Origin of the sequence: Indioceanicola profundi (genome assembly GCF_003568845.1) — a bacterium.
Taxonomy (GTDB): Bacteria; Pseudomonadota; Alphaproteobacteria; order Azospirillales; family Azospirillaceae; genus Indioceanicola; species Indioceanicola profundi.
Window position 1 is genome coordinate 110,490 of sequence record NZ_CP030127.1, and the last position, 26,953, is coordinate 137,442.

The window sequence follows — 26,953 nt, forward strand, 5'->3', positions numbered from 1 at the left end:
AGGGGCGAGGCAACGATTGCCCGTACCGTCATTGGGGACCGGCGTACGGGCGTATCCACCCCGGTCCCCCAGGAGACGGACCTCATGAGCCGCATCCGACCAACCATCGACGAGGTAAAAGGCAAGGTCGCCATCGTGACTGGCGCTGCCAGCGGCATCGGCCGCGCCACGGCCGAGCTGCTGCACGCCCGCGGCGCCTATGTCGTCGCCGAGGATATCGATCCCGCCGTCAGCGAGCTGGCACGCGATGGGCTGGTGCCTCTGATCGCCGATATCACCAAGGACGGTAGCGCCGAACGCGCTGTATCCACGGCCTTGGACCGCTTCGGAAAGCTGGACCTGCTGGTGAACAATGCCGGCCGCATTCTCTACAAGCCGCTGGTCGAGATGACCCGGGAGGACTGGAACTGGCAGATGGAGACGAACGTCACTGGCGCCTTCCTGCATTCCCGCGAGGCCATGAAGGCCATGATCCCGAACAGGTCCGGCGCCATCGTCAACATCGCCTCATACGCCTCCTATTTTGCCTTCCCCGGCATCTCTGCCTATACCGCATCCAAGGGCGCGCTGGCCCAGCTCACCCGCACCCAGGCACTGGAAGCCATCGAGCACGGAATACGGGTCAACGCCATCGGCGTCAGCGATGTCGTCACCAACCTGCTGAACCACTTCATGGAGGATGGCCGCGGCTTCCTGGCTGAGCACGGGAAGAATGCCCCGATCAAGCGGGCCGCCGACCCGGTGGAGATCGCGGAGATCGTCGCCTTTCTAGCTTCCGACCGGGCCAGCTTCATGGTCGGCTCCGTGGTGATGGCTGACGGCGGCATGAGCGTGGCGATCGGCTGACCGATTCGCGTGGCCCCTGGGTCAGTCCCGGGGGCAAGCGCTGTCATGGTCCTGAGCCGGAAAACCGGTCCTTGGGGATGGCGTGCAGGCCCTGGGGCCTGCCATGTTCAAGCGCTCGCGCTTCCGTTCATTGCCATATATGTCCGGATGACCTGACTGTCGTCGGCAGCGCCCTCGCCGCGGCCGGACGTGGCAAGGAAGAGCTGATGCGCAACGGCGGCCAGCGGAAGCGCAACCTTGGCGCTCCGGCCGGCTTCCAGCACGATGCCGAGATCCTTCACGAAAATATCGACGGCGCTGGTGATGTCGGGATTGCTCTCGAGCATGCGCGGGCCGCGGTCCTTCAGCATCCAGCTCGATGCGGACGACCCGCTCATGATTTCCAGCAGGATGTTCAGATCGACCCCTGTCTTGGCGGCCAGGGCGAAGGCTTCCGCCACCACGGCGATGTGAACGCCGCAGAGCAGTTGGTTGACGGTCTTGACGGTGGCGCCCTGTCCCGGCCGTTCCCCCACATGATAGAGCTTGTCGCCCATGGCCTCGAGCACCGGCCGGACCATCTCGAAGGTGGGCCGGGGGGTGGCCGCCATGATGGTGAGCGTACCATTGACGGCTCCCGCCATTCCGCCGGAGACGGGGGCATCGACGAAGCGTCGGCCCGCTCCCTCCACCTCCTGGGCAATGTCCACCACATCGCCGGGCTGACAGGTGGCCATCAGGATCACGGTGCCGCCCGGAGCAAGCGCGGACAGTGCTCCGTCCGCGACCAGCGCTGTCTTTGCCTGGGCGGCATTCACGACCATCAACACCAGAACGTCCGCACCATGCGCCGCTTCGCCAACGCTGGCGGCGCCGGTTCCGCCGAGCCCTTCAAATTTGCTGACGCTCTCGGCGCGGAGGTCGAAGCCCCGGACGTTGAACCCCTTCCTGAGCAGGTTGCCCGCCATCGGCATGCCCATGGACCCAAGCCCGATAAAGCCAATCTGTGTCATGCGAGGGCTCCTTTTCCGATCCTGTTCATCAGTAGAGAATGGCGGCCGGGACATACGACACCAGGGCCAGAACCCCGATGGCGACCAGGTAGAATGGCCAGAGTTCGCGGACGACAGCACCGATGGGCTCACGCGAGATCGCGGCCGCGATGAACAGGGTGGTGCCGATTGGCGGGGTGAAGAGGCCGATGCTGAGATTCACCGCCATCATGATGCCGAGCTGGATAGGGTCCAACCCGATGGCCTTGCCCACGGCGACGAAGGTGGGGCCAAGCAACAGGATGGCCGCCGGAAGATCGAGGAACATACCGACCACCAGCATGATCACATTCATGGCCAGGATGATCAGCCAGGGCTCCTGCAGAACGGTCTCGGCGTACGCCACCACGGCGTTGGGGATCGCATCCGCGATCAGCACATAGCCGACGAGGTTGGAGGCGGCGATGACCAGCATCACGACGCCCGTGGTCACGACGGTGCCCACCAGCGCCGCATAGATGCGCCGCACCGTCAGGTCACGGTAGATCAGCAGGCTCACCACCAGGGCATATGCCACGGCGATGACGCTGACTTCGGTCGGCGTGGCAATGCCGAGGCGGAGAAGGACCAGGATGAAGACCGGCATCAGCAGGGCCGGGAGCGCTGTCAGAAACGCCTTGAGGATCTCGAGCGGACCCAACCGATCCTGCAGCAGCGGGAAATTGCGTACCCGCCCGCTGACATAACAGACGATCATCATGCCGGCGGCGAGCAGAAGGCCCGGCAATATGCCGGCCAGGAACAGCGACGCGATCGAGGCATTCGAAATGGTCGCATAGATGATCAACGGGATCGAGGGCGGGATCAGGCCGGCAATGACCGCGGCGGAAGCCGTGGTGGCGGCACCGAAGGCGCCCGGATAGCCCTCGCGCTTCTGCCAGGGAATGAGCATCGTGCCGAGTGCCGAAGCCTCGGCGACGGCGGAGCCCGACACGCCGCCGAAGATGGTAGAGCCGACGACCGTAACCTGGGTCAGCCCACCGGGATAGCGCCCGACCAGGGCGGCGGCGAAATGCACCAGCTTCTGGCCCAGCGTCCCGCTCATCATCAGGGCGCCGGACAGGATGAAGAAGGGAATGGCAAGCAGGGGGAAGCTCTGGGTCGGCTGGAACAGCTTGACGACGGAGATCACGGCCGACACCTCTCCCATCGTCAGGACGGCGATGCCGGCGCTGATGACAAGGGCGTAACCGACCGGGAATGACAGCAACAGCAGAACTGCAAAAACCGCGATCATCACGAGTGTCATAGTTCTTCCTCCGCTGCGTGGGCACGGACCAGCCGCGGGTCCTCCGCCAGGAGAAGCCGGCCGAAGGTGGTCACTGCCGTCAGGCCGATGCCGACGAAACCTGCGATGAGTGCAAGATAGGCCCAGCTCGACGGGACACGGGTCACCGGGAAGTACTCGGTGCTGGTGACCTCAAGGACGTCCAGGCCGATATAGGCCAGATAGAAGAATACGGCTCCGACCACCACCTGCATGGCGAGCAGCAGCAGCCGGGCGGGACCACGCCCTATCATGTCCAGCAGCAAGGAGACGGAAATGTGCGCCCCGTGCTGGGCCGCGAGCACCACCCCGCCCATGACCAGCCAGGGGAAGAGGAGGTTCGGCATCTCGGAGGGCCAGCCCAGCCCTTGTGTCGTGAGATAGCGGACCACGACCTCCGCGCCCAAGGACAGGAAAAGGGCAACCAGGGCTGCGATGGCAATGAAGCCGGCCGCGACGCTGATTGCTGTATCGACCGTCTGGATGAGGGTCGCGGGAAAGCCCGCTGTCCCCATCTCCTGCTCATGCACGCCTTCCATCATGATTTAGCCGCGGCTGCGGCCTCCCTGATCACCAGATCGACCAGCATCGGGAACTCCTGCCGCCATCTCTCGTAAAGCGCCTGCGTCCTGGCGGCGAAGGGGGCAGGATCAATGGTGTTGAACTGGATGCCGGCCTCCTCCATCGCAACGCGCAGCTCGGTGTCGGCTTTCAGCGACTGTGCCCGGTTCAACTGTCCCGCTTCCTTCGCCGCATCGAGGATCGCCTGCTGATCGGCCGTCGACAGCTTGTCGAACATGGCCTTGCTGGCGAGCAGGGGGGTGGATTCATATTTGTGGCCAGTGAGGGAGATGAACTTCTGCACCTCATGCAGCTTGGAGGAATAGATGTTCATGAGCGGGTTCTCCTGCCCGTCCACGACACCCTGCTGCAGGGCAATGTAGAGTTCGGAGAAGGGCAGGGGCGTCGGGTTGGCGCCCAGCGCCTGGAAGATTTCCACGGTGATCGGGTCCGCGGGGGTGCGGATCTTCACGCCGGCCAGATCCTCTGGCGTGCGGATCGGACGCACATTGTTGCTGGCATGCCGGATGCCGTTGTCCCAGAGCGCCAGCAGGACCAGACCCCTTTGCGCGGCATATTTGCGGAGCTCGTCGCCGAACGGGCCGTCCATCACTTTCCACGCTTGCGGAAGGTCCTGGAACAGAAAGGGAAGGCCGAGAACCGCGAATTGCGGGACGACGTTGGAGGTGGCGCCCTGCGAGTTGGCGCTGAAGGCCAGGACGCCGAGACGCATGCTGGTCAGGGCTTCCACATCGTCCGCGTACTGGGAACTGCCGCCGACGACCACCTTGATGCGGCCATTGGTCTTTTTCTCCACCAACTCCGCGAACCTCAGGGACGCCTCGGCTTTGGGGTTTCCAGGCGCTGCATTGTGGGCCAGGCGCAGAACCTGCTGACCCCAGGCCGGCAAGGCGATAAGGGCCGCCCCCATGGCCAGGGCCGCAATAAGCTTCTTCACCGTTTCCTCCGTTTATTTGCAGTCGGAACCGCGCGTCGTTTATCCCGCTCTTCTTTGCTTGTTGTTCCGATGGTTCGGTCAGGGCAAAGGACCTGCATGGAAGTCCTTTGCCTTCGGTTCGATAGCCTTTCCTCAGAGCCAGCCCTTGATGGTCTTGGACATGGCGTCGGTGGAGATGCCGTAATGGTCGTGCAGGGTCGGCAGCGCGCCGGCGAGCAGGAACTCGTCCGGCAGGCCGATCTGGCGGAAGATCGGGGTGACGCCGGAGCGCAGCAGCAGGCCCGCCACCGCCTCGCCCAGCCCGCCGATCACCGTGTGGTTCTCGGCCACCACCACCATGCGTCCGCTGCGGGAAGCTTCCCGGAGGATGGTCTCGGCATCCAGCGGCTTGATGGTCGGAACGTGCAGCACGGCCACCCCGACCTTGTCGGCCTCCAGCGCCGCCGCAACCTCCAGCGCACGCATGGTCATGATGCCGGAGGAGATGACCAGCACGTCGGCGCCGTCGCGCAGCAGCTTCGCCTTGCCCAGCTCGAACTTGTAGTCATACTCGTCCAGGACCAGGGGCACCTTGCCTCGCAGCAGGCGCATATAGACTGGTCCCTGGTGCGCCGCCATGGCGGGCACCACCTGCTCGATCTCATGCGCGTCGCAGGGATCGATCACGGTCATGTTCGGCATGGCGCGGAACAGCGCCAGATCCTCCGCCGCCTGATGGCTCGGCCCGTAGCCGGAGGTCAGTCCCGGCAGGGCGCAAGCGATTTTGACGTTGAGGTCTTCCTCGGCGATGGTCTGGTGGATGAAGTCGTAGGCGCGGCGGGAGGCGAAGACCGCATAGGTGGTCGCGAAAGGCACCATGCCCTCATGCGCCATGCCGGCCGCCGCCCCCATGAGGAGCTGCTCGGCCATGCCCATCTGGTAGTAACGGTCGGGAAAGGCCTGGCCGAAGATGTGCAGGTCGGTGTACTTGCCGAGATCGGCTGTCATGCCGATGATGTCAGGCCGGCTCCGGGCCAGCTCGACCAGCGCGTGACCGAAGGGCGCCGGCTTGGTGCGCTGGCCTTCCCCCGCGATCGAGGCGATCATGGCGGAGGTCTTGAGGCGCGTTTTGGTGGGGGCGGGGGCAACAGGCTTCATTATGCTTTCCTCCCGGCTTCCAGGGCCTCCAGGGCCATTTGCCATTCATGCTCATCCACGCGGATGAAGTGGTTCTTCTCACGCGCTTCCAGGAACGGCACGCCGCAGCCCATGCGGGTGTCGCACACGATCATGCGCGGCTTCGGTTCCGTGTGTGAGGTCGCCGCGTCGAATGCCGCGACCACGGCGTCCAAGTCGTTGCCGTCCACGCGCTGGACGAACCAGCCGAAGGCCTCCAGCTTGTCGACCAGGGGTTCGAAGGCCATCACCTGGGTGGACGGGCCGTCGGCCTGCTGGTTGTTGACGTCGACGATGCCGATCAGATTGTCGAGCTTCCAATGGGATGCCGACATGATGGCTTCCCACACGGACCCTTCATCCAGCTCGCCGTCGGAGAACAGGGTGAAGACCCGGCAGGAGGAACCCTTGCGCTTCAGGCCCAGGGCCCGGCCCACGGCGATGGACAGGCCGAGGCCCAACGACCCGCCCGACATCTCCATGCCCGGCGTATAGGCGGCCATGCCCGACATCGGTAGGCGGCTGCCGTCGCTGCCATAGGTCTCCAGCTCGTCTTCCGGAACGATGCCGGCCTCGATCAGCGCCGCATAGAGCGCGATGGCGTAGTGCCCGTTGGACAGCAGGAAGCGGTCGCGCCCTTCCCACTCCGGGTCCTCGGGACGGTAGGTCATGGCGTGGAAATAGGCGGTGGCCAGCACATCGGCGATATCCAGCGCTTGGCCGATATAGCCCTGGCCCTGGACCTCGCCCATCAGCAACGCGTTGCGGCGGATGCGGTAGGCGCGTTCGGCAAGGCTTACGTTGTGACCCAATGGTTCGGTCTGCATGGTGTTCTCCAGCATTGCAGGAGGCAGGGCGCTGCACGACGTCGTGTAAGGACGGGGGAGCGGCTGATCGGCCCGGCAGGGCTCAGTGGATCAGCATCCCGCCATTGACGTCGATGGTGGCGCCGGTGATGTAGGAGGACAGGTCCGACGCCAGGAACAGGCAGGCCCTGGCGATATCCTCGGCATTGCCGAGCCGGCTCAGCGGGATGCCCTTGATGATCTCGGCCTTCAGCTCGTCGGTGAGCTTGTCGCCGGTGATGTCGGTCTGGATCAGGCCCGGCGTGATCGAATTGACGCGGACATTGTCCGGCCCCAGTTCACGGGCCATGGCCTTGGCAAGGCCCAAGGCGCCCGCCTTCGCCGCGCTGTAGTGCGGGCCGCCGAAGATGCCGCCGCCCCGCTGGGCGGACACGGACGACATGCAGATGATGGAGCCGGAGCGCTGCTTGCGCATGTGCGGCACGGCGGCTTGGCTCATATAGAGGGTGCCGCGCAGGTTCACGTCGAGCACGGCATCGTAGTTCCGCGGCCCGATATCCATGAGCTTCAGCGGCTGGGTGATGCCGGCATTGTTGACCAGCACGTCGATCCGCCCGAACTCGGCTACGACCTGCTCGATCGCCGCAGTGCAGGCATCCTTGTCGGTCACGTCGCAGGCGATGCCACGATGCGCCTCGCCCAATTCGGACGCGGCGGCCTGGGCCTGCTCGGCATCCAGATCAAGGATGATGGCGCGGCCGCCATGCAGAGCGAACAGCTTGGCCGTTGCCCGCCCAATACCGCGCCGCGACGCCGCCCCGGTGACGACGCAGACCTTGTCCGCAAGCAGCATTTCCTACCTCACAGTGTATTATTGTGGCCAGCGACAGAAGCGTGCCGATTGCCCGGCGGAGTGCCTCTAGTCTTCGCGGCGGCGTGGGATACTTTGTTTCTCCACCGCCTTGTTCGCTGAACTGAGCTTATTTTCTTGAGGTGAGCCGCTCAAATGAATAATATCAGCTTTGCATGAGATAGTTTCATGTGAGGCGGGCGGTGCAAAACAAGGTCTCCATCAAATCAATTCAAGCGTTTGAAGCCGCCGCCCGGCTCGGCTCCTTCGCACTTGCAGCAGAAGAACTGCTCGTTACGCCTTCAGCGGTAAGCCATCAGATAAAACTGCTGGAAGACCAGCTCGGCGTCGCTCTTTTCCATCGGGTGCATCGGGCCGTGGTCCTCACCGAGGGCGGTCGGGACTACGCGATGGAAGTCATCGCGGCCTTCGCCCGTATTGCCGATGCCACGCGCAACGTGGCCGCTGCCGGGTCCAGCGCCGTCCTGACGGTTCATTCGACGCCCAGCTTCGCGTCACAGTGGCTGATGCGGCGTCTGGCGCAGTTCGGGGAAACGCAGCCGGACCTGGATATCCGCCTGCATGCATCCCTGGCTCCGGCGGAGCTGAATAAGGGGATCGTGGACATCGACATCCGCTACAATCCTGGCCCGCCGCCGGCCGGCGCCGTGATGGTGCCCTTTCCGGACGATGTCATCGTGCCGATGTGCGCGCCGGCGCTGGCCAGGGGGTTGAAGCCGATCCGGCAACCGGCCGACCTTGCCCAACATACCTTGATCCACTCCGAGGTTACGATCGTGGGCTGGCGCGACTGGGCGAAGCGTCATCGCAAGGTGCGGCTGGATTTGGAGCGGGGACCGCGCTTCGACCGTTCCTTCATGGCCATCAGCGCCGCCGTGGATGGGCTGGGCGTCTGTCTGGACAGCCTCCTGTTGGCAGAGCAGGAACTCCGAACGGGAAAGCTGATCATTCCCTTTGCCGATGAGTTCATGCGGGTGCAGGGGCACGGATTCGTGACGCTGCGCTCCAGGATGGACCTGCCCAAGATCAGGATTTTTCGTGAATGGCTGTTCGAGGAGTTAGCCGAAACCACGAAGTGGGCTGAAGGTTTTATCGAAAAGGCCGCCGGCACTTGGCGATGAACGTTCAGCCAATCGTCGGCAGAGCGGCAGCGCCGCACTGAGGTTCACTCCAAGGAAGGCGCGAAGAGCCTGGGAGATTGAGGATCAGTTGCGGCATGTATGCGGACTGGCCAGGCCGAATCCCGTGCTTTGAAGATGCAGAGCAGCACGACGAATAACGGGACCGACAGCATGGTCCAGGAAACCGGCCGCCAGAGAACTCCCTTCCCGAACAGCGCCTTCGCACTGGCCCTTGGACGGTGAGGTCTTGATAAGAACCGGCCGGCTCCCTTCCCGATTGGTTCAGAGACGGTAGCGCAGGCTGCCAAGCACCGTGCGGCCCTGGTCGCGGTAGCAGTAGCCGGACGCGCAGGTCACCGGCTCGGAATCGAACAGGTTGGTGGCGTTCAGCTGAAGGCGGAGCCCCTCGACTCCAGGCACCTCGTAATGGACGACAGCATCGACAAATGCGCGGTCGTCGTTTCGGACCGTGTTGAGGTCGTTGCCATAGCTTCTACCGAAATAGCGGATGCCTCCGCCCAGCCCGAAGCCGGTGTCGGGCACCATGTAGTCCGCCCTTATGGAACCGCTGTGCTTGGGCGTAGCGGACAGCGTGTTTCCGACGGTTCCGGCAGCACCCTCACGGATCTCCATGTCGGTATAGGCATAGGCGGCCGAGGGGTCCAACCCTTCCAGAAGCCGGACCGAGGCCTCCAGCTCCACGCCCCGGGAGCGGAGATCGAGCTGAACCTGCCGGTTGATGCCGGTGGAGGCATCGAACACCACACCGTCCTTTTGCACGATGTTGAATACGCCCACCGTGAAAAGCGCGCGGCCGCCGGCGGGCTGGAACTTGATGCCTGCTTCTACCTGCTCGGCCGTCGTCGGTTCGGCTGGCGCGCCGTCGAGGAGCAGGCCAATGTTGGGTTCGAAGGAGGAGGACCAGTTCACATACGGAACGAGCCCTATATCCAGGTCATAGGTGATGCCGACACGGCCGGAAAGTGCATTGTCATTCTGCTCGATTTCGGCCGCCAGCGGCTGCCGGGTTCGGGCGTCCAGCCAGTCATGACGGATGCCGGCCACGACTCCGAGCCGGCCAGCCTCGATCTGGTCCTGCGCATAGAGACCGGTCTGGTCGAAGGTCTGGCGAACTGTGGGCGTCAGCGCCGGTGTCGGTACCGGGCCGGTGGCAGGCACGCCGCCGAACCCCTCGGCCGACCGGTAGGCGACGCGGTTATAGTCGAAGCCGATCAGGAGGTCATGGGAGATGAACCCTGTGTCGAACTCGGCATGGGCCTGATTGTCGATATTAAGGCTATGGTGACGGTCGCGCGCGACCCCGGACCCGCGGGTAATCGGCGTCGTGGTGGGATCGGTCACGTAAGCGTATTGAAGCTCCGCATCCACCTCGGCATAGCGGAGGTTCTGGCGCAGCGTGAGGCCGTTTGCGAAGCGGTGCTCCGCCTCGTAACCCGCCCGCCATTGCTCATGGTCGAAATCGTTGAAGCGCGGATCGCCGGAGGGAATGTCGGTGATGCCGTTCGCGTCGTTATAGTAGGCGGCACTCGCCCCCGTCTTCGACGTCATGTATTCGCCAAGCAGCGTGACGTTGGTATTGTCGCCGGGGCTGAAGCTCACTGCCGGGGCGATGAAGGCGCGGTTGTCGGGATAGCCGGGCAGGTGCGTGTCGCTGTCGCGGACGACACCAGTCAGCCGATAGGCCAATTTGCCGCTTGCATCCAGCGGACCTGAAACATCGGCATTGAGCTGATAGCGGTCATGGTTGCCGATGATGGCTTCGATTTCGGCAAAGGATGTGTCGGTCGGGCGCTTGCTGACCGTATTCACCAGACCGCCGGCGCCGCTGGCACCGTAGAGCACCGATGCCGGACCGCGCACCACCGTCAGGCTTTCCAGCCCATAGGGTTCGTTCCGGTAGAGACCTGACGGGCTGTTGAGTTGGCGCAGGCCGTCGCGGAAGACGCCCGTATAGGTCGCCTGGAAACCGCGGATGAAGAAGGCGTCATAGCGCGTATCGAAACCATAGCTGCCGACATTGACCCCTGGCGTATAGCCGAGAGCCTCGTTCAAGGTCTGCGGCAGGCGGATTTCGAGCTCCTGTGCATCGATCACGGAGACGGACTGCGGAATTTCCACAATCGACCTGTCCGTCTTCGTGACGGCCGTGGTGCGGCCCGTGACGACGATTTCTTCCAGCACATCCGGACTGACAGGCCGAGCCAGGGCCGGAACTCCGGCCAGGCTGGTGCTGGCAAGGATCACGGCAAGGACCGATCGCGACATTCAAACCCCCCTCGTTTCAGGAGGCGCCACCATATTGCTACTGATAATGAGTCGCAATAGCGTTGTTGTGAATGGGCGATAGCAGCCGGATGCTCCAGGCTTCCAGTGTTTCCAACATCGTCAATGCCAAGGACGCTGACCGGACAGGAGAACTGCCGATGCTCTGAAAAGATCGCCGGATATGGTGACCAGTGGCGCGGTCCCGCACCAGCCAGCCCGATAAACAGGCCGCTCTTGATAATGCCTCGCATTTGCGTTACCCGAAAAGACAGGTGACCTGATGGCCGGGGGCTATAGGTGGGTGAAGCCGTCATTGGCATGGATGTGGGCGCGCTCTATGCGGCGCATGGACCTTGGCTGCGCGGCTGGCTCCGTCGCCACACGCGCTGCTCGGATCGGGCGTCGGACCTTGCCCATGACACGTTCTGTCGGGTCCTGGAACGGCAGCCGCCGGATACGCCGGCGGAGCCGCGGGCGTTCCTGGCGACCGTGGCGCGACGCCTCCTGGTCGATGATATCCGCCGCCGGGAAATAGAGCGCGCCTATCTCGACGTCTGCGCCGCTTGGTCGGCGGAGGGCGACTGCCTGACGCCGGAGCGCATCGCGGAGGCGGTGGATCTGCTGACCGGGGTGCTGCGCCTTCTGGCGGACCTGCCGGCGATGACGCGGCGGGCCTTCCTGCTGCGCCGCCTGGATGGGCTCAGCCATGCCGAGGTGGCTACGGAGCTGGGGATTTCCGAGCGCACGGTGAAACGCCACATCGCCGCCGCCTATGCGCATTGCTACGCCCTGGCCTATCCGGATTGATGCGGGACACGACCGAACAGAGGCCGACGGCTGCGATGGTGGCGCAGGCAGCGGAATGGGCCGCAATCCTGGATGACCAGCCGGTGCCGCAGGCCCGGCTTGATGCCTGCGAGGCGTGGTGCCGTGAACATCCGCTGCACCGGCTGGCCCTTGATAGGATGTGTGGGCTGGACGTCCGCTTCGCCGGCCTGTCGGACCTGGACCGCCGCGTCCTCCACTCCATGGCCGCCCGGCCGTCGCGGGTTCCCCGCACCCTGCGGCAGGGCTTGCTTGCCGTGCTGTGCTTGGTGACCGGCGCAGGGGCGTGGCTCGGATCGGAACTTCCGCAGTTCCGCCAGCTCTTTCCCGACGAGCGGACGGCGACTGGCGAGGTGCGGGCGCTGACTCTGGCCGATGGCTCCGGCCTGGTAATCGACACGGCGACGGCGCTGGATCTGGCCGATGACGGGCGTGAGGTGGAGCTGTTCGAGGGCCGTATTCTGGCGGAGGTCGCCCCGGACCCGGACCGGCCCTTCGTGGTCAGGACCGGAGACGGATCGGTGACGGCCCTCGGCACCGCCTTCACCGTCCATCGCGATCATGACCGGACCCTGGTCGCCGTAATCGAGTCCCAGGTGCGCGCCTGCGCCATTGGGCAGTCGCAGACCGGCGCATGTCTTGAGCTTGGGCCCGGCGAGCGGGCGCGGATTGCGGATGGGCGCGTGATCCGGCTGGACCCGGTCGATCCGTCAGCCGCCGCGGCCTGGGCCGGCGGCTGGCTCGTTCCGGACGATCAGCCGCTGACCGAGGTGCTGGAGGAGTTGAACCGGTATCGTCGCCGACCTGTCCGCTACGACGCCCGGTCTCTCGCCCACATCCGCGTCACGGGCAGCTTCCCCCTGCGCGAGACGGACCGGGCGCTGGACGCAATAGCCGCCGCCCTGGATTTGAGGCTGGTGCCGCTGGGCGATGGTGCGCTGACGGTACTGCCACCGCCCTGAGCGGATGGGAGTATTTTCCTTGGCCTGATTTCCGATCTCGTTCGTCCCACCTGATGAACGCAGTCCAACAGGTGGGAAAATGAGTACGGTTCGGAAGGGGGCAATGCGCGGGGTGGCCCGCCTCGCATTGATGGCGGTGATCGGTTGCGGCATGCTCCTGCCCCCGGCACAGGCGCAGACCGTCGCGGCTGAACAGCGGTTCGAAATTCCGGCTGGCCCGCTGGGCACCGCGCTGGCCCGGCTGGGCCAGCAGGCGGGCATCATCATCGCTGTCGATCCGGTCCTGGTCCGTGATCGCGGCACGCCGGGCCTGTCCGGAACCTACGCCCCTGCCGTAGCACTTGAGCTGCTGCTGGCCGACAGCGGCCTGCAGGCGCAGCCCGACGGGCAGGGCGGCTTCCGGGTCGTTGCCGCCCCACCTCCTGCTGCTGCGGCTCCCGCGCCGGTCCGCCCGGTCGCCGCGGTGGCGGCGGATGCCGCGCCGCCATTGGGGATCGAGGAGATCGTGGTCGTCGGCACGCTGACGGATGTGGCGATCGGTCCGGCGGAGATCGAGCGGCGGCAGGCGTTGGACCTGTCCGACCTGTTCCGCCGGGTGCCCTCCGTATCCGTCGGAGGGTCCGTCGGGATCGCGCAGAAGATCTATGTCCGCGGGCTGGAGGATTCGCTGCTCAACGTCACCGTGGATGGCGCGCCGCAGCGGGGCACCCTGTTCCACCATATCGGCCGCGTCTCGATCGAGCCCGAGCTGCTGGAAAGCGTGGAAGTCCGGGCGGGCGCGGGTGAGGCGACCTCCGGCTTCGGGGCCATCGGCGGCGCCATCCGGTTCAAGACCAAGGACGCCGACGACCTGCTGGAGGCCGGTCGGCGGGTGGGCGCCCTGGCCAAGGCCGGCTGGTTCAGCAATGACGGCCACAAGCTGAGCGGCACGCTCTTTGGCCGGCTGATCGGTGATTTCGGCGTTGTCGGCTCCTTCGTACATGTGGACCGCGACGACATGGAGGACGGCGCCAGGGACACGCTGCGCGGCACGGCTGCGGAGCAGCAACTGGCCTTCGTCAAGCTGGGCGGCCGGATCGCCGAAGACCACCGCCTGTCGCTCAGCTATGAGCACCGCGACGAGGAGGCTGCCTTCGGGCAGCGGCCCAACTGGCCCGTGCTGGAGGGCGAGCGGTTGTTCCCGGCCGAGGCGCAGCGCCGGACCGCCGTCCTGAACTATGCCGCCGACCTTGGCTTGGCGGAGGTCGAGGCGACCGGTTACTGGACCGAGTCCGAATTTACCCAGGACCGCTTTGACCGTTGGGGCCTGTACGGGGCGGAGATCCGCAGCCAGGGCTTCGACCTGCGCGGCCGGACCCGACTGGCGGAGCATGCGGTGGTGGCCGGGGTGGAATACCGGGACGACCGCGTCGCCAGCGGCTATCGCGGTGACCCGGCCGTGTGGGGCGATTGGGCATGGGACCCGGAAGTCGGGCGCTTCGTCGAAACAGGGGAAGTCCTCGGCCTCTATGCCCAGGACCATTGGCAGGTCATGGAGCCGCTGCTGCTCAGCTTCGGCATCCGCTACGATGCCTACGACCTGTCCCAGGTCACCTATGGCGGCCAGACGGACAGCGACGGCCTCAGCCTGAATGCAGGCTTCACCTACGACCTGCCGGCCGGCTTCGCCCTCAATGCCGGCTATGCGGAGGCCTTCCGCGGCAAGGAGGTCGGGGACGCCTTCACCCTGGAGAAGCGGCCGGGCCGGATCAGCATCGCCCCGGGCCTGGAGCCGGAGCAGGTGGACAATTACGAGATCGGCCTGACCTATGGACGCAACGGATTCAGCGCCTCCGCCGTCTACTATAATACCCGCATCAGCGACGTGATCCTGGACCAGTTGGGCAATGGTGCTCCGCCGCAGGACGCCGTCTATTACGAGAATGTCGGCACCTACAGGACGGACGGGGTGGAGCTGCGCGCCGGCTATGTGGCGGGGCCGTTCTCGGTGGATGCTTATTTCAACCACTATGTCTCCAAGCTGAACGGCAACCGGGTGGAAGGGTACGAGCACATTGCGCTCGGCAATTCTGTTGGCGACAACTGGAACGTCACCGTCGGCTACAGCCCGCTTGTGGATCTGGAGCTGGAAGCGTCCGTCACGCGCTTTCACGACCTGAACGATATCGAGGTGCTGCAGCGTTCGGCGGAGATCGGCTGGATCGATGGGACGCGGCGCGTGGACAAGCCGGGCTACACGGTCCTGGACCTGTTCGCCCGCTGGCAGCCGCTGGGCAACGACCGGCTGACGCTGCTTGCCGCTGTCTACAACCTGCTGGACAAGCGTTACCGTGCCCATTCCAGCGTGGCCGACTACAACGCCATTCCCGGCTGGGAGGGCATCGCGGGCGTTTACGAGCCTGGGCGCGACATCCGTCTGACCGCCGCGGTGCGGTTCTGACCGTGCCGCCCGTGGACAGGCAGGGGCGGCGACCGGCCGACCGGCGTTGGCGCGCCACGTTGCGGGCGCTCCATCGCTGGTTCGGCTTGGCGTCTGCGCTATGGCTGACGCTTCTGGCGCTGACCGGGTCCGCCATCGTTTTCTATGACGAGTTGGACCGATGGCTGAACCCCGATCTGCACATGGTCCCGGCGGCTCCGGCCGGGGCCGCCCCGGTCGCGTCGGTGCTGCACCGGGCTGCCCATGACGTTCCGGGCTTCATGCCACGCTTCATCGACCTGCCCGACAGGTCGGGGGAAACGATCCGTATGGCCGGCTCCCTCCAGTTGCCCGAGGGTGACACGGGGCCGGCGGAGGTCTTCGCCGATCCGCGGGACGGTTCCGTTCTGGGCTGGCGGCTCACGGAAACGATCTCGCTGGACCGGCGGCATCTCATGAACTTCCTCTACGGCCTGCACATGGACCTGATACTGGGGCCCGCCATGGCCTGGTTCCTGGGGCTGGTGGCCCTGCTTTGGGTTCTGGACCACGGGGTGGCCGCGGTCCTGGCTTTCCCCGCCCTAGCCAAATGGGCGGCCTCCTTCCGGGTCGGCGGGCGCTTTCCCGGCCTGCGCTGGATGTTCGACCTGCACCGGGCGGCCGGCCTTTGGCTGTTTCCGGTTACCTTAGTCCTCGCCGTCACCAGCCTGACACTGACCTGGCACGAGGAAACCCGCGCCGCCGTTCGCCTGATCGCGCCGGTATCGGAGCGTCTACATGAGGACTTTCCCGACAGGCCGGTGGAGACTCCCGCCCTCGACATCGACGCGGCGCTGACCGTCGCCGCGGTCCGGACAGGTGCTGCCGCGGACAGCGTGCTGCTGCTCCCCCGCAAGGGCGCCTACGGCGTTCGCAGCTTTGATGCGCGGGACATGGACGGGTACGGGCGTCTTTGGACCTATGTGTCCATGGAAGGCGGGCAGGTGCTGGGACAGCGCCATGATCTTGGGGAGGGGGCGGGGGATATGTTCTTTGCCTGGCAGTACCCGCTGCACTCCGGCAAGGGGCTCGGTCTGGCCGGGCGGCTGCTCGTGCTGGCCGGCGGCCTGTCGACGGCGATGCTCTGCCTGACCGGCCTGTGGCTCTGGTGGAAGCGGCGGCGCTGACTACATCGATCACTGCAGATCGGGAAGAACCCGTGGAAGGGACGGCAGTTCATGTCGGAACCGGATCGCTGATGATGGTTTGGTTCGGAACCAGTGGACTATTTGAAATCCCGCGTCTGCGGATTGATGCCAGCCCTTAGCCGCAGGTCGCGGATATAGATGTTGCGGGCAGGGGCGGCGGAGGACGGCTGATCGCGGTCGCCCACCGATTTCAGTAAGGCGGAATGGTCCATCAGCCGGTCGGCGATCAGGTGGATCACCTCCCCTTCCTTCTGCACCCGGCCGCGCACGCCCATCATGGTGGCGTTGAAGACCACCCGCCGCTCCCGTTCGAACAGGGCGGGCCAGACGATGATGTTGGCGATCCCTGTCTCATCCTCAATCGTCACGAACAGCACACCGCTGGCGCTGCCCGGCCGCTGGCGCACCAGCACGATGCCGGTGATGGTGGTCCAGCGCCCATCGGGCAGGATGTCCAGGTCGGCGCAAGGGCGCATACCCTGGGCCGCAAGGTCCCCCCGCAGGAAGCTGACCGGATGGCGGCGCAGGCTCAAGCCCGTCATCTGGTAATCCTCCACCACCTCGCCACCCTCCGCCATCGGGCGCAGGGTGACGGCGGGCTCCAGGCCCATGGCGGTGTCGGCGGCTTGCGCCGCGGCGAACAGCGGCAGGGCGTCGTCGCGTAAGGCCCGGATCGCCCAGGTGGCATCGCGGCGGGACAGGCCCAGCGTGCCGAAAGCATCCGCATCGGCCAGCAGCATCAGCGTCCCCACCCCGGCGCCGGAGCGCTGGCGCACATCCGCCGGACCGGTATAGGGCCGGTCCGCCCGTGCGCCCACGATGCGCGCCGCCTCCGCGTTGGCCAAGCCCTTGATCATGCGCAGTCCCAGCCGCACGGCGAAGCGGCCGGGGGCCGCCGGCTCCAGCGTGCAATCCCAGCGCGATGCGTTGACGCAGACCGGCCGCACCTCCACCCCATGGGCGCGGGCGTCGCGCACGATCTGGGCCGGGGCGTAGAAGCCCATGGGCTGGGAGTTCAGCAGGGCGGCACAGAACACGTCCGGGTGATGGCACTTCACCCAGGAGCTGGCATAGGCGATCAGGGCGAAGCTGGCAGCATGGCTTTCGGGGAAGCCGTAGCTGCCGAACCCTTCCAACTGGCGGAAGGTCTGGCTGGCGAAGTCGGGGCTGTAGCCGCGGGCCACCATGCCGGCCACCAGCTTGTCGCGGAAGGCGCTGACCCCGCCGGTGAATTTGAAGGTGGCCATGGCGCGGCGGAGCTGGTCCGCCTCCCCCGGCGTGAAGCCGGCGCATTCGATGGCGACCCGCATCGCCTGTTCCTGGAACAGCGGTACGCCCAGTGTCTTGCCCAGCACCCGCTCCAGCTCCGGCTTGGGATAGGTGACCTTTTCCCGCCCTTCCCGCCGGCGCAAGTACGGGTGGACCATGTCGCCCTGGATGGGGCCGGGGCGTACGATGGCGACCTGGATCACCAGATCGTAGAAGGTGCGGGGCTTCAGCCGGGGCAGCATGCTCATCTGCGCCCGGCTTTCGATCTGGAAGGTGCCCAGCGTGTCGGCCCGCCGGATCATGGCATAGGTGGCCGGGTCTTCCGCCGGGATGGTGGCGAGGTCGAAAGGCAGGCCCTTATAGTCCGCCAGCATCTCCAGCGCCCGGCGCATGCAGCCCAGCATGCCCAGCCCCAGCACATCCACCTTCATGAATTTCAGGACGTCGATATCGTCCTTGTCCCATTCGATGACCTGCCGGTCCTCCATCGCCGCCGGCTCGATCGGCACCAGCTCATCCAGCCTGTGCTGCGTCAGGACGAAGCCGCCGGGATGCTGGCTGAGATGGCGGGGCGTGCCGATCAGCTGGCGGGCAAGCTCCAGTGTCAGGCGCAGACGGCGATCCTCCAGGTTCAGGTTCAGCTCCTGGACGTGGCGGTCCTCCACCCCCTCCGCTGACCATGCCCAGACCTGGCCAGCCAAGGCGCCAGTCACATCCTCGCTCAGCCCCAGCGCCTTGCCCACGTCGCGGACGGCCCCGCGGGCGCGGTAGCGGCTGACCACGGCAGTCAGGGCGGCGCGGTGGCGGCCGTACGTCTCGTAGATCCACTGGATCACGATCTCCCGCCGGTCATGTTCGAAATCGATGTCGATGTCGGGCGGCTCCCGCCGCTCCTGGCTGACGAAGCGCTCGAACAGCAGGTCGTGGCGCTCCGGATCGATGGAGGTGACGCCCAATACATAGCAGACGGCGGAGTTGGCGGCCGACCCGCGGCCCTGGCACAGGATGCCCTGACCGCGGGCGAAGGCCACGATGCTGTGGACGGTCAGGAAATAGGGTGCGTACTCCAGCTCCCCGATCAGGCGCAGCTCATGGCGCAGCGCCGCCTCCACCTTGGGCGGGATGCCGGCAGGATAGCGGCGCTGGGCTCCCTCCCAGGTCAGCCGCTCCAGCGACTGCTGGGCGGTCAGGCCGGGGGTGCAGATTTCCGACGGGTACTGGTAGCGCAGTTCGTTCAGGGAGAAACGGCAGCGGTCCGCGATTTCCAGGCTGCGCGCGACGGCCTCGCCATGGCGGTGGAACAGGCGCGCCATCTCCTCCGGCGGCTTCAGATAGCGATCGGCGAACCGCTCCCGCCGGAAGCCGGCCTCGTCGATGGTGCAGCCCTCGCGGATGCAGGTCACCACGTCCTGCAGGATGCGCCGCTCGGGTGAGTGGTACAGCACGTCGTTGGTGGCGACGGTGGGCACGCGCTGCCCGGCCGCGATTTCCGCCAGCCGATGCAGGCGCAGAGCGTCACCCGGGCGGCGGCGCAGGGTCAGCGCCAGATAGGTGCGGCCGGGAAAGATGCGGGACAGCCGTTGCAGCTGCTCCGTACTACGCCCATCCGCCCGCTCGGGCACCAGGATGACCAGCAGCCCCTCCGACCATTCCTCCAGATCGGCCCAGTCCAGGGTGCAGGCGCCCTTGCCGGCGCGGCCCTTGCCCACGCTCAACATCCGGCACAGCCCGCCATAGCCGGCACGGTCCATGGGATAGACCAGCAGGGCGGTGCCATCGGTGAGGTCCAGTCGGCAGCCGATGACTAGCCGCACGCCCGTGGTCTTCGCCGCCTCATGCGCGCGGACGATGCCGGCCAGGCTGTTGCGGTCGGCGATGCCCAGGGCGGGCAGCCCCAGGGCGGCGGCCGTCACGAACAGCTCCTCCGCCGAGGAGGCGCCGCGCAGGAAGCTGAAATGGGTGGTGACCTGCAGCTCCGCGTAGCTCATGCGAAGAATCCGTGCAGGAACCACCGCATCGAGCCGGTCGCGCAATCGCTGCCATCGCCGGAGCGATAGAGCCAGAATCGCTCCCCCGTCTCCGCCTCCACGGCGAAATAGTCGCGCACGGCCTGCAGCTCCGCATCCTGGCGCCACCATTCGCCATAGATGCGCTCCGGCCCGTCGGCGCGGTGCACGCGGCGGCGCACTCCGCGCCAGGTGAAGGCGACAGGCGGATGGTCGGGCAGCAGCGCCACCGTCTCCACCGGCTCCGGCCGGGGCAGAAGGCGGGCTGGCCGCGGCCATTCGGCCGGCCAGGAGGGGACGGTGGGCAGGGCCAGCGGCGGGACCCGGCGGGTGGACCGTTCCGGCACGTCGCTGTCCACCGGCGTGGTGCGATACAGGCGGCGCAGGCCGATGCGGCTGGCCAGCGTTTCCACCAGCGGGGCCAGATTGACGTCCGGCACCTCTCCCGACAGGCCGCTGCCGATCTGGACAGCCCCCATGGGCTCCACCAGCGGGGCGGACAGGGTCATCGCCTCCACTCCCCATCCCGGCTCCACCCGGTCCAGCCGGTCGCCCAGAAGGCGGCACAGGCGGGCGGGGGCGCGGACGGGTTCGGCCGTGCCTGCCCGCATCGCCTGCAAGGTGCCGTCCACCCGGTGGAACAGCAGGTCCAGCGTGCGCACACCGGTGCCGTCCGCCACCAGCCGGGCGCACAGCCGCTCCACCAGCCGGGCAATTGCGATGGACAGCGCCGGGGCCGTGGACAGCGGCTCCACGAAGCTTTCCCGGACCTGTAACAGCTCGGGCGGAGAGATGGGGGCCAGCGGCTCCGCAGCGCGGCCGAAGGCTTGGTCCAGGCGGCGTCCCGGCTCCGACCCGAAGCGCAGGGCCAAGGGTGCGCGCGGGGCGGCTTCCAGATCGCCGATCGTGTCGAAGCCCATCCGCTTCAGCCCGGCCACAAGCGCATCAGCCAGCCGCAGCGCCGACAGGGGCAGGGGGGCAAGAGCGAGGGCAACATCGCCCGGCGGCACCACCAGTGTGCGGCGGCAACCATGACGGGCCAGCGCATGGGCGGCGCCCGGTGTCTCCGCCACAGCGGCCGTGGCTTCCATTCCTGCTACCGCCAGCCGGTCCATCAGATTCTGCAACAGCCGCTCCTCGCCACCGACCAGATGGGCGGCGCCGGTAATATCCAGCCACAATCCGTCGGGCGGGCAGGGGGCAACCAGCGGGCTGTAGCACATGGCCCAGAAGGCCAGCCGCTCCAGCGCTCTTGCATCCGCCTCGGGATCGGCCTCCATCACCAGCAGGTTCGGCACCATGGCCTGGGCGCGCGCCAATGGCTGGCCGGGGCAAAGCCCCTGCATCGCCGCCGGCCGGTCCACCGCAGTCAGAACCTGCCGGTTCGCCTGCCGGGCCGACAGGACCAGCGGCTTATCCCGTGGTGGCGCGCCGACTCCCAAGGCCCGCCGCAGCCTGTCCGTCGGCCATGTCGGCAAGTTCACCGAGACGACCCTGCGCATCGCAGGCCTCCACTTCCCAAGAGTTGGAATCGGCGCCGCGGCAGCGGACCAGCTCCACCCGCCAGCGCGCACGTCCGATCGTGCTCAGCAGGGCAAGGAACGGGGCTGGCGTAGAAGGCAGGGCGGTGACCTGCCAGCGGGTTGTGGAGGATGTCGGCTGCCCGAACTCCGTGGCAGCCGCCTGGGGCGTTCTCCAACGGCGCAGGGCAATGGCCGTGACGCCCGACTTCCTGGCCGCGACTTGAAGTCGTCGCGACGCCACCATGGGCAGCCGCTCCAGCTCCGCCACCACGGCGGCCAGACCGGAATGGCGCAATCCCTCCTCCGCCAGGATCAGGGTGGTCTTGTCGTCTCCGGCCTCCGCATACAGAAGCCGGTCGGGAGTCAGCCCTGCCTGGGCCAAACCGGGGGCGAACAGGTCGGGGGCTGAAACGCACCACAGCACCGGCCCGTCCATACGGGCCAGGATGCCGGCGGTGAACAGCGTCGCCGCAGCGCCATGAGCAGTGCCCAGGTCGCCGCCGCCCGCCACCTCATGCAAAGCCCCCAGCGCGAGCCCACCCCCAGGCAGATGCGCATCCAACGCTTCTACCCCGAAAGGCAGACAGGATCGTTGCCCAAGCTGGGGGCATTCGATCCGCTGCATCTGCTGGCGCAATTGGGCTAGGGAGACGGTCATATGGAAAAATCGAATGGAGGCAAGGACGAGAACATAACAGGAACACATGAACGTGACAACGATCCCGCACCGGCTTGCAAAATTTGCATCGGGTGGTTCCGGAGGGCATTGTCACAGAGGCGCCGCCGCCTCGACGAGATGGATAATGTTGCGCCAGCGCGACCACGGTGATTTGGCGTGCTGGTTGCTATCGCAGCCCAGACCCTTCAGACTCCGGCCCTGACCAACATCGCCCGGCATGTCGAGCGCCTGTACCTCGGGGCAGTGTGGCCGGCCAGGGTTGTTGAGGGCTGCTGAAGAAGCCAGCCTATGGCGTCAGCACAGGCGGCGAGTCACCTTGAATATTTCCACATCCTTTAGGTTAACCACGTTCTGGTTACGGCAGATTGGCTCCCCTCCGCCGGTTCCGAGAAAATAGAGGCAGCTTTTCTGGAAAAGCCGATCTGTCGAAGCTCTGACGAATAATCATCGCTCGTCGATCAGAAGGGGGGTCAGCAGATGGACGATGGCACGCTGGCCGGGTCCTTGCAACTTGCCCGGCAGCGGAATTCGCTGCCAGTCGTCACCCGTGCCGGTGCCTTGCACCATGGTGTCCGAAATGTTCTTGGCAGCCCGGTCGAGCTGCATCAGCAACGCGAAACCTCCATCGCCGTCCGGCTGAAAGACAAGCTCAACCTCCGGATGAGGCAGGCTGTCGGTCCCATGCGCCGGCCGGAACTCAAACTCCTGAACGAAGCCATGCGGCCCGCCCCAGTGCGGCCGGTATTCGGCGTCGGATTTCACCAGCTCATAGCCGATCTCACGCATGGCGTTCAGCGTATCGATCTGAACCGGCGCCGGATTGATGACTAGCGGGTCCTCATCCGCGGCATCCACGGCCAGGGGAAGATCCAGGAGGGTGTGCAGCCAGACCGGAGCGCACTTTCGACCCAGAGCCACCGGCGTATGCAGCGGCAGGTCGATCGCGAAGGGCAGGTCCCGCTGTTCGCCAGCGCGGAGCGCGATACGGTCCGCGAGCCTGTAATTCGCAATGCAGCGGTTTTCCCGCACCCTGGTATCGCTGCCCTCGATCTTGACCTCGGTGACAAGCTCCGCCGCGATTCCCGTCACCTCCTGGTCCACGGCTCCGGCCTGAATGATCATTCTGCCGCACAATGTGCCGCCAAGATCCGTAGCTTCATTATCCAGCAGAGTTTGGATTGTGGTTCCGCCGTAGCCGATATGGGCGAGCATCTTGCTGATCATGCGGATCGCATCCCCGTTCTACTATGCAAAGGCTTGGTCTTGCATCGATAACAGATCGATATGATCAACCATTCCGCTCCGCTTGGCAGTACGACATCGGAGCCGTTGCCGCCTTCAGTCGGCGGATGAGGCGCCCCAGGTTCAGGGATCAGCGGACTGCCCTTGCCCTGGACCCGGCACGGCGTTGCGCGGCGGGAAGGGCGTGATCAGTTCATCACTCGCCGCTGGAACTCGGCTGATCCGTGGAACTGGCAGCCGGATGCTCGGGCCCAAATGCAGGCGTGAACAAGGTCACAAGCGCGAAGCCCCCGGCCCCGACTGCGCCTATCAGGATCGCCCATCGCAGAATACCAGCCAGCCGGCGGACAGCCTGCTCCACCGCAAACCAGGTCAGCATGCCGAGCACGAAGGCGACGCGCCCATCCATGTCGGCCGCCTTGTCACTCATACTGCTGATGAAGTCGATTGCCCCGCCAACAAAGCTCTGGAAATCCACGCCGTCCATAATTACTCCGATCGCACATTGACGTACCGTGTCAGTGCAGAACGGCGAACGGGCCGAAGCGGTCCGCGCACCGGGGCGATGCAGCAGCTTGCCCGGCAGCGGATATTGCTGCAAGCCCTCACCCGTGCGGCCAGGGCAGGGCTGGCAGAAGGGGGCTGGCCATGAACGAATGCAGGCGTATCAGCAGAAATAGGAAGCCAAAAGTGCGTATGGCGCGGGCTGCGCCGCCATTTGCTCAAGGCCATGGTTGCCTGCGCATTCCTTACGCGCCTTAGTCTGGCCGCTCGGTCCGGCGGGGAAGGTTCGCCGCCTCGGCCAACTCTGCCTCAGCAAGCTGGCGTGGCAGAGTTGGCCGACCATGATCAGAAGCGGAAGCCCAGCGTTGCCGACAGCTCATGCGCCTGCACGCGGCGTGTCAGGGGTCCGTCACTGATCGAGAGACGCGCGGTTCCATGATCCAGATAGCGGTAGCCAAAACGGGCAAAGGAGAAGTCACCGGTTTCCAAGGTCATTCCGCCCATTAGCTGCCAACCGAACCGGTCTGCATTATTGCCTTGGGCGGTTATTGCAGGGCCTGTTTCCGTCCTGAGCACCACATTCCTGGTCTCATGCTGCGCAAGGCCGGCACCGATGCCGAGATAGGGTATCAGACCCCGCGCCCTGCCGCGCGGCTCGTAGAAGTCCCAATACACATTCGCCATGTACGAGGCACTGTCTACATCCGTATTGCCGAATGCGGCTGCGTCGCCATCCACATCGAAGCGGTAACCGTCCCGCCAGTCTATGGCCAGCTCCAACCGGATATTGCGGGTCATGTGACGTCCGGCGGACAGCTCCCAGATGCCTGACTGCCCAAGGCTGCTCTGCCCCCAGGAAGAGCCGACACTGCCTTGAACGTAGAAATCTCCGGCTTGTTGCGCATGGGCGGGCAAGATCAGGCCCGCAGCCGCGAACAGGGCAACGGTAATCACCTTCCTCATTCATTCACCTTCATATTTCATAACCTTATCAGCCTATTAAGGCTTGAGTTCGCGAGCGACCGGTTGCGTGGGCAGCTCAGCTGAACCAACGCGTGGTGATGCGAGATCATCCTTGCGTGAGGCCTGATGATTGATCCCATTGCTTGCTGCTGCAGGACCGGCTTGGATTCCGCGTCACATCCTCAGGCCAGAAGCAGGATCGCTCCGCCAAAGATCAGGCGGTAGATCACGAAGGGCGTGAAATCAGCCTGGCGCAACCAGTGCATCAGAGCGCCGATGCTGATATAGCCGGCCGCGAAGGCCAGCAGTGCAGCCGTGAAGAAAGCTGGAGCAGTGATCTGGCTGCCGGCGCTTGCCAAGGTGGCGAGCGCCAGGAGGGTTGCTGCGCAGATGGTCGGTATCGACAGCAGCATAGAGAAGCGCGCCGCCGCCTCGTGGCTTAGACCCAGGAAACGGGCGGCCGCCATTGTGACTCCCGACCGGCTGGTGCCTGGTATCAGGGCCAGAACCTGTGCTGCGCCGATCACCATGGCGTCGCGGTAGCCGATCTCGTCGAAGCCGCGGCAGCTGTGCCGCCGGTCGGCGGCATAGAGTACCAGGGCGAAGACGATGGTGCTCACCGCCACAACATGTTCCTGGCGCGCGCTTGTCTCCAGGAGACCTTTGGCCATGAAGCCCGCCAGCACGATCGGCAGCGTGGCCACAGTCAGCAACCGGAGCAGACGGGTATCGGGGCTGCGGCTTCCCGTGACCATGGCACGGCCCGCCCCAATCAGGCTGCGGCAGTCTGCACGGAAATAGGCCATGACTGCTCCAAGGGTCCCGAGGTGCAGCGCGATGTCGATCAGAAGCCCCTGATCCTCCCAACCGGTTACATGGGAGACGAGAATAAGGTGCCCCGACGAACTGACAGGGAGAAACTCTGTGATGCCCTGGACAAGAGACAGCACAATAAGGGTGAAAAGGTCCATGCCGGTATCCCGGTTGAGATGGAGCGGTGCCGCGCCGCACATCGGCGTGCGGCGCCAGTCGCGAGCGGGAAGAGGGAGTGGAACTCAGCAGGACAGCGCAGTCGCGTCACTGTACTCGCCTTGCCGGCGATAACGGCTGGCAAGCCAAGCGCACAGGATGAGCTGGAGCTGGTGGAAGATCATCAAGGGCAGGATGATCACGCCGACCTGTGCCGCCGGAAACAGGACGCGCGCCATCGGAACGCCTGAGACCAGACTTTTCTTCGATCCGCAGAAGACCAAGGCGATCCGATCCGGGCGGGAGAAGCCGAACTTCACCGCGATCCAGGTCGAGAAAGCTATGACGATCGCCAGGATTGCCACACTGCCCGCAATGATGGTTCCCAGATCCACCCACTCCACCTCGGTCCAGAGGCCTTCCAGCGTGGCCGCGCCAAAGGCGCTGTAGACCACAAGCAGAATGGAAAGGCGGTCTGTATAGCCCGTCCACGCCTTTGCCCGTTCCAGCACGCCGCCGATCCAGGGGCGAAGGAGATGGCCGGCCATGAATGGGACGAGGAGCTGGAGAAGGATCGACTGGATAGCTCCCAGTTGCAGGGCAGCCGAGGCCGAGCCTTCCGGCTGTAGCAGCATCGCCACGAACAGCGGGGTCAGGAACATTCCTAGGAGATTGGAAAGCGATGCACTGCAGATCGCCGCCGGGACATTGCCGCCTGCGGTGGAGGTGAAGGCGATCGAGCTCTGAACCGTTGACGGCAGCACGCAGAGATACAGAAACCCGGCGGCAATTGCAGGGGCGACCAGCGCAGGGGACAGCAGGGTGATGGAAAGCCCCAGCAGCGGAAACACGATGAAGGTAGAACTCAATACGGTCAGATGCAGGCGCCAGTGACCGATGCCGGCCAGGATGGCGTCTCGAGACAGCTTCGCGCCATGCAGGAAGAAGAGCAGCGCAATGGCAAGGTCCGTCACGACATCAAGCGTTCGTGCCGCCTGTCCGGTCATCGGATAGAGGGCCGCAAGGCCTGCCGTCAGCAGAAGCAGCAGCAGGAAAGGATCGATGATGGAAGTGGGGAGCCGGAATCGCAACTCTGCCTCAAGCCGTTGTTCAATCCGTCCCTGACCGACAGAGGGGGGCCTGGTGGAAGCCGGCCAGGAGAGCAGATTCCGTAGAACATACGCGCCAGATTGCGTCCTAATCCGGGCACCACGCCTTTTACGATGCTCAAGGCCCTTGGACCTAGCATCCTTAAAGACCGCGCCTCTTCATTGAGGGGGAGTGCTGCCAGGCTTGGCCCCTGCGACAGGGGCATCGTCCCGAACAGTGTGTTTTTCCAGAGACGCCTAAGCGCGTAGAGGCACTAGCCCGATCTTTGGCGTGTGGCAAAACCGTGATCGGAAAGGGAAGCGACCACTGTGCGCACATTCGGAAGTGGCTTCCAGTCCCAACCGATTTTTCATCTACTTCAATCGATTAGCAGCCACCTAGCCCCTGTGACAG

The 26,953-nt window shown here is 65.4% G+C and carries 22 protein-coding genes; 6 read left to right on the forward strand and 16 right to left on the reverse strand.

The annotated features are described in order from the left end of the window. Positions 1-84 precede the first annotated feature (84 nt). Entirely contained in the window at positions 85-846 is a 762-nt protein-coding gene (locus DOL89_RS16950) for an SDR family NAD(P)-dependent oxidoreductase (protein WP_119680572.1), read from the forward strand. Positions 847-953: 107 nt separating this feature from the next. On the opposite strand, the gene DOL89_RS16955 is transcribed toward DOL89_RS16950, so the two are convergent. From DOL89_RS16955 to DOL89_RS16985, 7 genes are all read right to left on the reverse strand, one after another. Beyond that, positions 954-1,892, reverse strand: a complete 939-nt coding sequence (locus tag DOL89_RS16955; protein ID WP_404813510.1) for an NAD(P)-dependent oxidoreductase — start codon at positions 1,890-1,892, stop codon at positions 954-956. Beyond that, complete coding sequence (locus DOL89_RS16960) at positions 1,867-3,126, reverse strand: TRAP transporter large permease (protein ID WP_119680574.1); 1,260 nt, start codon at positions 3,124-3,126, stop codon at positions 1,867-1,869. Before DOL89_RS16960 ends, DOL89_RS16955 begins: the two co-directional genes overlap by 26 nt. Next, on the reverse strand, positions 3,123-3,686 hold the full coding sequence (locus DOL89_RS16965) for a TRAP transporter small permease (RefSeq protein WP_225890016.1): 564 nt from the start codon (positions 3,684-3,686) through the stop codon (positions 3,123-3,125). Before DOL89_RS16965 ends, DOL89_RS16960 begins: the two co-directional genes overlap by 4 nt. Next, a complete protein-coding gene (locus tag DOL89_RS16970; RefSeq protein ID WP_119681330.1) occupies positions 3,683-4,636 on the reverse strand; it encodes a TRAP transporter substrate-binding protein in 954 nt (317 codons plus the stop codon). The genes DOL89_RS16965 and DOL89_RS16970 overlap by 4 nt, the downstream gene beginning before the upstream one ends. Before the next feature lie 159 nt (positions 4,637-4,795). Further along, a complete protein-coding gene (locus DOL89_RS16975) occupies positions 4,796-5,800 on the reverse strand; it encodes a transketolase family protein (protein ID WP_119680575.1) in 1,005 nt (334 codons plus the stop codon). Beyond that, positions 5,800-6,645, reverse strand: a complete 846-nt coding sequence (locus DOL89_RS16980; protein WP_119681331.1) for a transketolase — start codon at positions 6,643-6,645, stop codon at positions 5,800-5,802. Before DOL89_RS16980 ends, DOL89_RS16975 begins: the two co-directional genes overlap by 1 nt. Before the next feature lie 82 nt (positions 6,646-6,727). Next, a complete protein-coding gene (locus DOL89_RS16985) occupies positions 6,728-7,477 on the reverse strand; it encodes an SDR family NAD(P)-dependent oxidoreductase (RefSeq protein ID WP_119680576.1) in 750 nt (249 codons plus the stop codon). A 200-nt stretch (positions 7,478-7,677) separates the two neighbouring features. On the opposite strand from DOL89_RS16985, the gene gcvA reads away from it, so the two are divergent. Next, on the forward strand, positions 7,678-8,616 hold the full coding sequence (gcvA, locus tag DOL89_RS16990) for a transcriptional regulator GcvA (RefSeq protein WP_205574729.1): 939 nt from the start codon (positions 7,678-7,680) through the stop codon (positions 8,614-8,616). A gap of 282 nt (positions 8,617-8,898) precedes the next feature. Here gcvA and DOL89_RS16995 read toward each other — a convergent pair whose 3' ends face one another. Next, positions 8,899-10,902, reverse strand: a complete 2,004-nt coding sequence (locus DOL89_RS16995) for a TonB-dependent siderophore receptor (protein ID WP_119680578.1) — start codon at positions 10,900-10,902, stop codon at positions 8,899-8,901. A gap of 318 nt (positions 10,903-11,220) precedes the next feature. Here DOL89_RS16995 and DOL89_RS17000 point away from each other — a divergent pair, with 318 nt between their 5' ends. The 4 genes from DOL89_RS17000 (at position 11,221) to DOL89_RS17015 (ending at position 16,274) form a co-directional block, all read left to right on the forward strand. Beyond that, positions 11,221-11,709, forward strand: a complete 489-nt coding sequence (locus tag DOL89_RS17000; RefSeq protein ID WP_162937756.1) for a sigma-70 family RNA polymerase sigma factor — start codon at positions 11,221-11,223, stop codon at positions 11,707-11,709. Continuing rightward, a complete protein-coding gene (locus tag DOL89_RS17005) occupies positions 11,709-12,689 on the forward strand; it encodes a FecR family protein (protein WP_119680580.1) in 981 nt (326 codons plus the stop codon). Before DOL89_RS17000 ends, DOL89_RS17005 begins: the two co-directional genes overlap by 1 nt. A gap of 79 nt (positions 12,690-12,768) precedes the next feature. Further along, complete coding sequence (locus DOL89_RS17010) at positions 12,769-15,129, forward strand: TonB-dependent receptor domain-containing protein (RefSeq protein WP_119680581.1); 2,361 nt, start codon at positions 12,769-12,771, stop codon at positions 15,127-15,129. Positions 15,130-15,131: 2 nt separating this feature from the next. Continuing rightward, positions 15,132-16,274 (forward strand): PepSY-associated TM helix domain-containing protein, encoded by a 1,143-nt coding sequence (locus DOL89_RS17015; protein ID WP_225890017.1) that lies wholly within the window; start codon positions 15,132-15,134, stop codon positions 16,272-16,274. Positions 16,275-16,372: 98 nt separating this feature from the next. On the opposite strand, the gene DOL89_RS17020 is transcribed toward DOL89_RS17015, so the two are convergent. The 8 genes from DOL89_RS17020 to DOL89_RS17055 all read right to left on the reverse strand — a co-directional run bounded on the left by DOL89_RS17020 (position 16,373) and on the right by DOL89_RS17055 (position 26,541). Then, positions 16,373-19,552 carry an error-prone DNA polymerase gene (locus DOL89_RS17020; protein WP_119680583.1) on the reverse strand — a complete coding sequence of 1,060 codons (3,180 nt, stop codon included), beginning with the start codon at positions 19,550-19,552 and terminating at the stop codon, positions 16,373-16,375. Further along, positions 19,549-21,072: a DUF6504 family protein gene (locus tag DOL89_RS17025; RefSeq protein ID WP_119680584.1), complete on the reverse strand. Its 1,524-nt coding sequence runs from the start codon at positions 21,070-21,072 to the stop codon at positions 19,549-19,551. Before DOL89_RS17025 ends, DOL89_RS17020 begins: the two co-directional genes overlap by 4 nt. Next, positions 20,984-21,751: an ImuA family protein gene (locus DOL89_RS17030; RefSeq protein WP_119681332.1), complete on the reverse strand. Its 768-nt coding sequence runs from the start codon at positions 21,749-21,751 to the stop codon at positions 20,984-20,986. Before DOL89_RS17030 ends, DOL89_RS17025 begins: the two co-directional genes overlap by 89 nt. 465 nt (positions 21,752-22,216) lie before the next feature. After that, on the reverse strand, positions 22,217-22,996 hold the full coding sequence (locus DOL89_RS17035; protein WP_119680585.1) for a sporulation protein: 780 nt from the start codon (positions 22,994-22,996) through the stop codon (positions 22,217-22,219). A 214-nt stretch (positions 22,997-23,210) separates the two neighbouring features. After that, positions 23,211-23,615 (reverse strand): hypothetical protein, encoded by a 405-nt coding sequence (locus tag DOL89_RS17040; RefSeq protein WP_205574718.1) that lies wholly within the window; start codon positions 23,613-23,615, stop codon positions 23,211-23,213. A 248-nt stretch (positions 23,616-23,863) separates the two neighbouring features. Then, the gene (locus tag DOL89_RS17045; RefSeq protein ID WP_119680587.1) at positions 23,864-24,481 is read right to left on the reverse strand and encodes an outer membrane protein; all 618 of its coding nucleotides are present in this window, start codon (positions 24,479-24,481) and stop codon (positions 23,864-23,866) included. Positions 24,482-24,663: 182 nt separating this feature from the next. After that, positions 24,664-25,452, reverse strand: coding sequence for an undecaprenyl-diphosphate phosphatase (locus tag DOL89_RS17050; RefSeq protein ID WP_119680588.1), 789 nt, complete (start codon positions 25,450-25,452; stop codon positions 24,664-24,666). A gap of 84 nt (positions 25,453-25,536) precedes the next feature. Beyond that, on the reverse strand, positions 25,537-26,541 hold the full coding sequence (locus DOL89_RS17055; RefSeq protein ID WP_119680589.1) for a bile acid:sodium symporter family protein: 1,005 nt from the start codon (positions 26,539-26,541) through the stop codon (positions 25,537-25,539). Positions 26,542-26,953: the final 412 nt, after the last annotated feature.

Bases quoted from the DNA above. Each gene is read 5' to 3' on its own strand.
- DOL89_RS16950 (WP_119680572.1), top strand. From the start codon at position 85: ATGAGCCGCATCCGACCAACCATCGACGAGGTAAAAGGCAAGGTCGCC.
- DOL89_RS16955 (WP_404813510.1), bottom strand. From the start codon at position 1,892: ATGTCCCGGCCGCCATTCTCTACTGATGAACAGGATCGGAAAAGGAGC.
- DOL89_RS16960 (WP_119680574.1), bottom strand. From the start codon at position 3,126: ATGACACTCGTGATGATCGCGGTTTTTGCAGTTCTGCTGTTGCTGTCA.
- DOL89_RS16965 (WP_225890016.1), bottom strand. From the start codon at position 3,686: ATGATGGAAGGCGTGCATGAGCAGGAGATGGGGACAGCGGGCTTTCCC.
- DOL89_RS16970 (WP_119681330.1), bottom strand. From the start codon at position 4,636: ATGGGGGCGGCCCTTATCGCCTTGCCGGCCTGGGGTCAGCAGGTTCTG.
- DOL89_RS16975 (WP_119680575.1), bottom strand. From the start codon at position 5,800: ATGAAGCCTGTTGCCCCCGCCCCCACCAAAACGCGCCTCAAGACCTCC.
- DOL89_RS16980 (WP_119681331.1), bottom strand. From the start codon at position 6,645: ATGCAGACCGAACCATTGGGTCACAACGTAAGCCTTGCCGAACGCGCC.
- DOL89_RS16985 (WP_119680576.1), bottom strand. From the start codon at position 7,477: ATGCTGCTTGCGGACAAGGTCTGCGTCGTCACCGGGGCGGCGTCGCGG.
- DOL89_RS16995 (WP_119680578.1), bottom strand. From the start codon at position 10,902: ATGTCGCGATCGGTCCTTGCCGTGATCCTTGCCAGCACCAGCCTGGCC.
- DOL89_RS17000 (WP_162937756.1), top strand. From the start codon at position 11,221: ATGGATGTGGGCGCGCTCTATGCGGCGCATGGACCTTGGCTGCGCGGC.
- DOL89_RS17005 (WP_119680580.1), top strand. From the start codon at position 11,709: ATGCGGGACACGACCGAACAGAGGCCGACGGCTGCGATGGTGGCGCAG.
- DOL89_RS17010 (WP_119680581.1), top strand. From the start codon at position 12,769: ATGAGTACGGTTCGGAAGGGGGCAATGCGCGGGGTGGCCCGCCTCGCA.
- DOL89_RS17020 (WP_119680583.1), bottom strand. From the start codon at position 19,552: ATGAGCTACGCGGAGCTGCAGGTCACCACCCATTTCAGCTTCCTGCGC.
- DOL89_RS17025 (WP_119680584.1), bottom strand. From the start codon at position 21,072: ATGCGCAGGGTCGTCTCGGTGAACTTGCCGACATGGCCGACGGACAGG.
- DOL89_RS17030 (WP_119681332.1), bottom strand. From the start codon at position 21,751: ATGACCGTCTCCCTAGCCCAATTGCGCCAGCAGATGCAGCGGATCGAA.
- DOL89_RS17035 (WP_119680585.1), bottom strand. From the start codon at position 22,996: ATGATCAGCAAGATGCTCGCCCATATCGGCTACGGCGGAACCACAATC.
- DOL89_RS17045 (WP_119680587.1), bottom strand. From the start codon at position 24,481: ATGAGGAAGGTGATTACCGTTGCCCTGTTCGCGGCTGCGGGCCTGATC.
- DOL89_RS17050 (WP_119680588.1), bottom strand. From the start codon at position 25,452: ATGGACCTTTTCACCCTTATTGTGCTGTCTCTTGTCCAGGGCATCACA.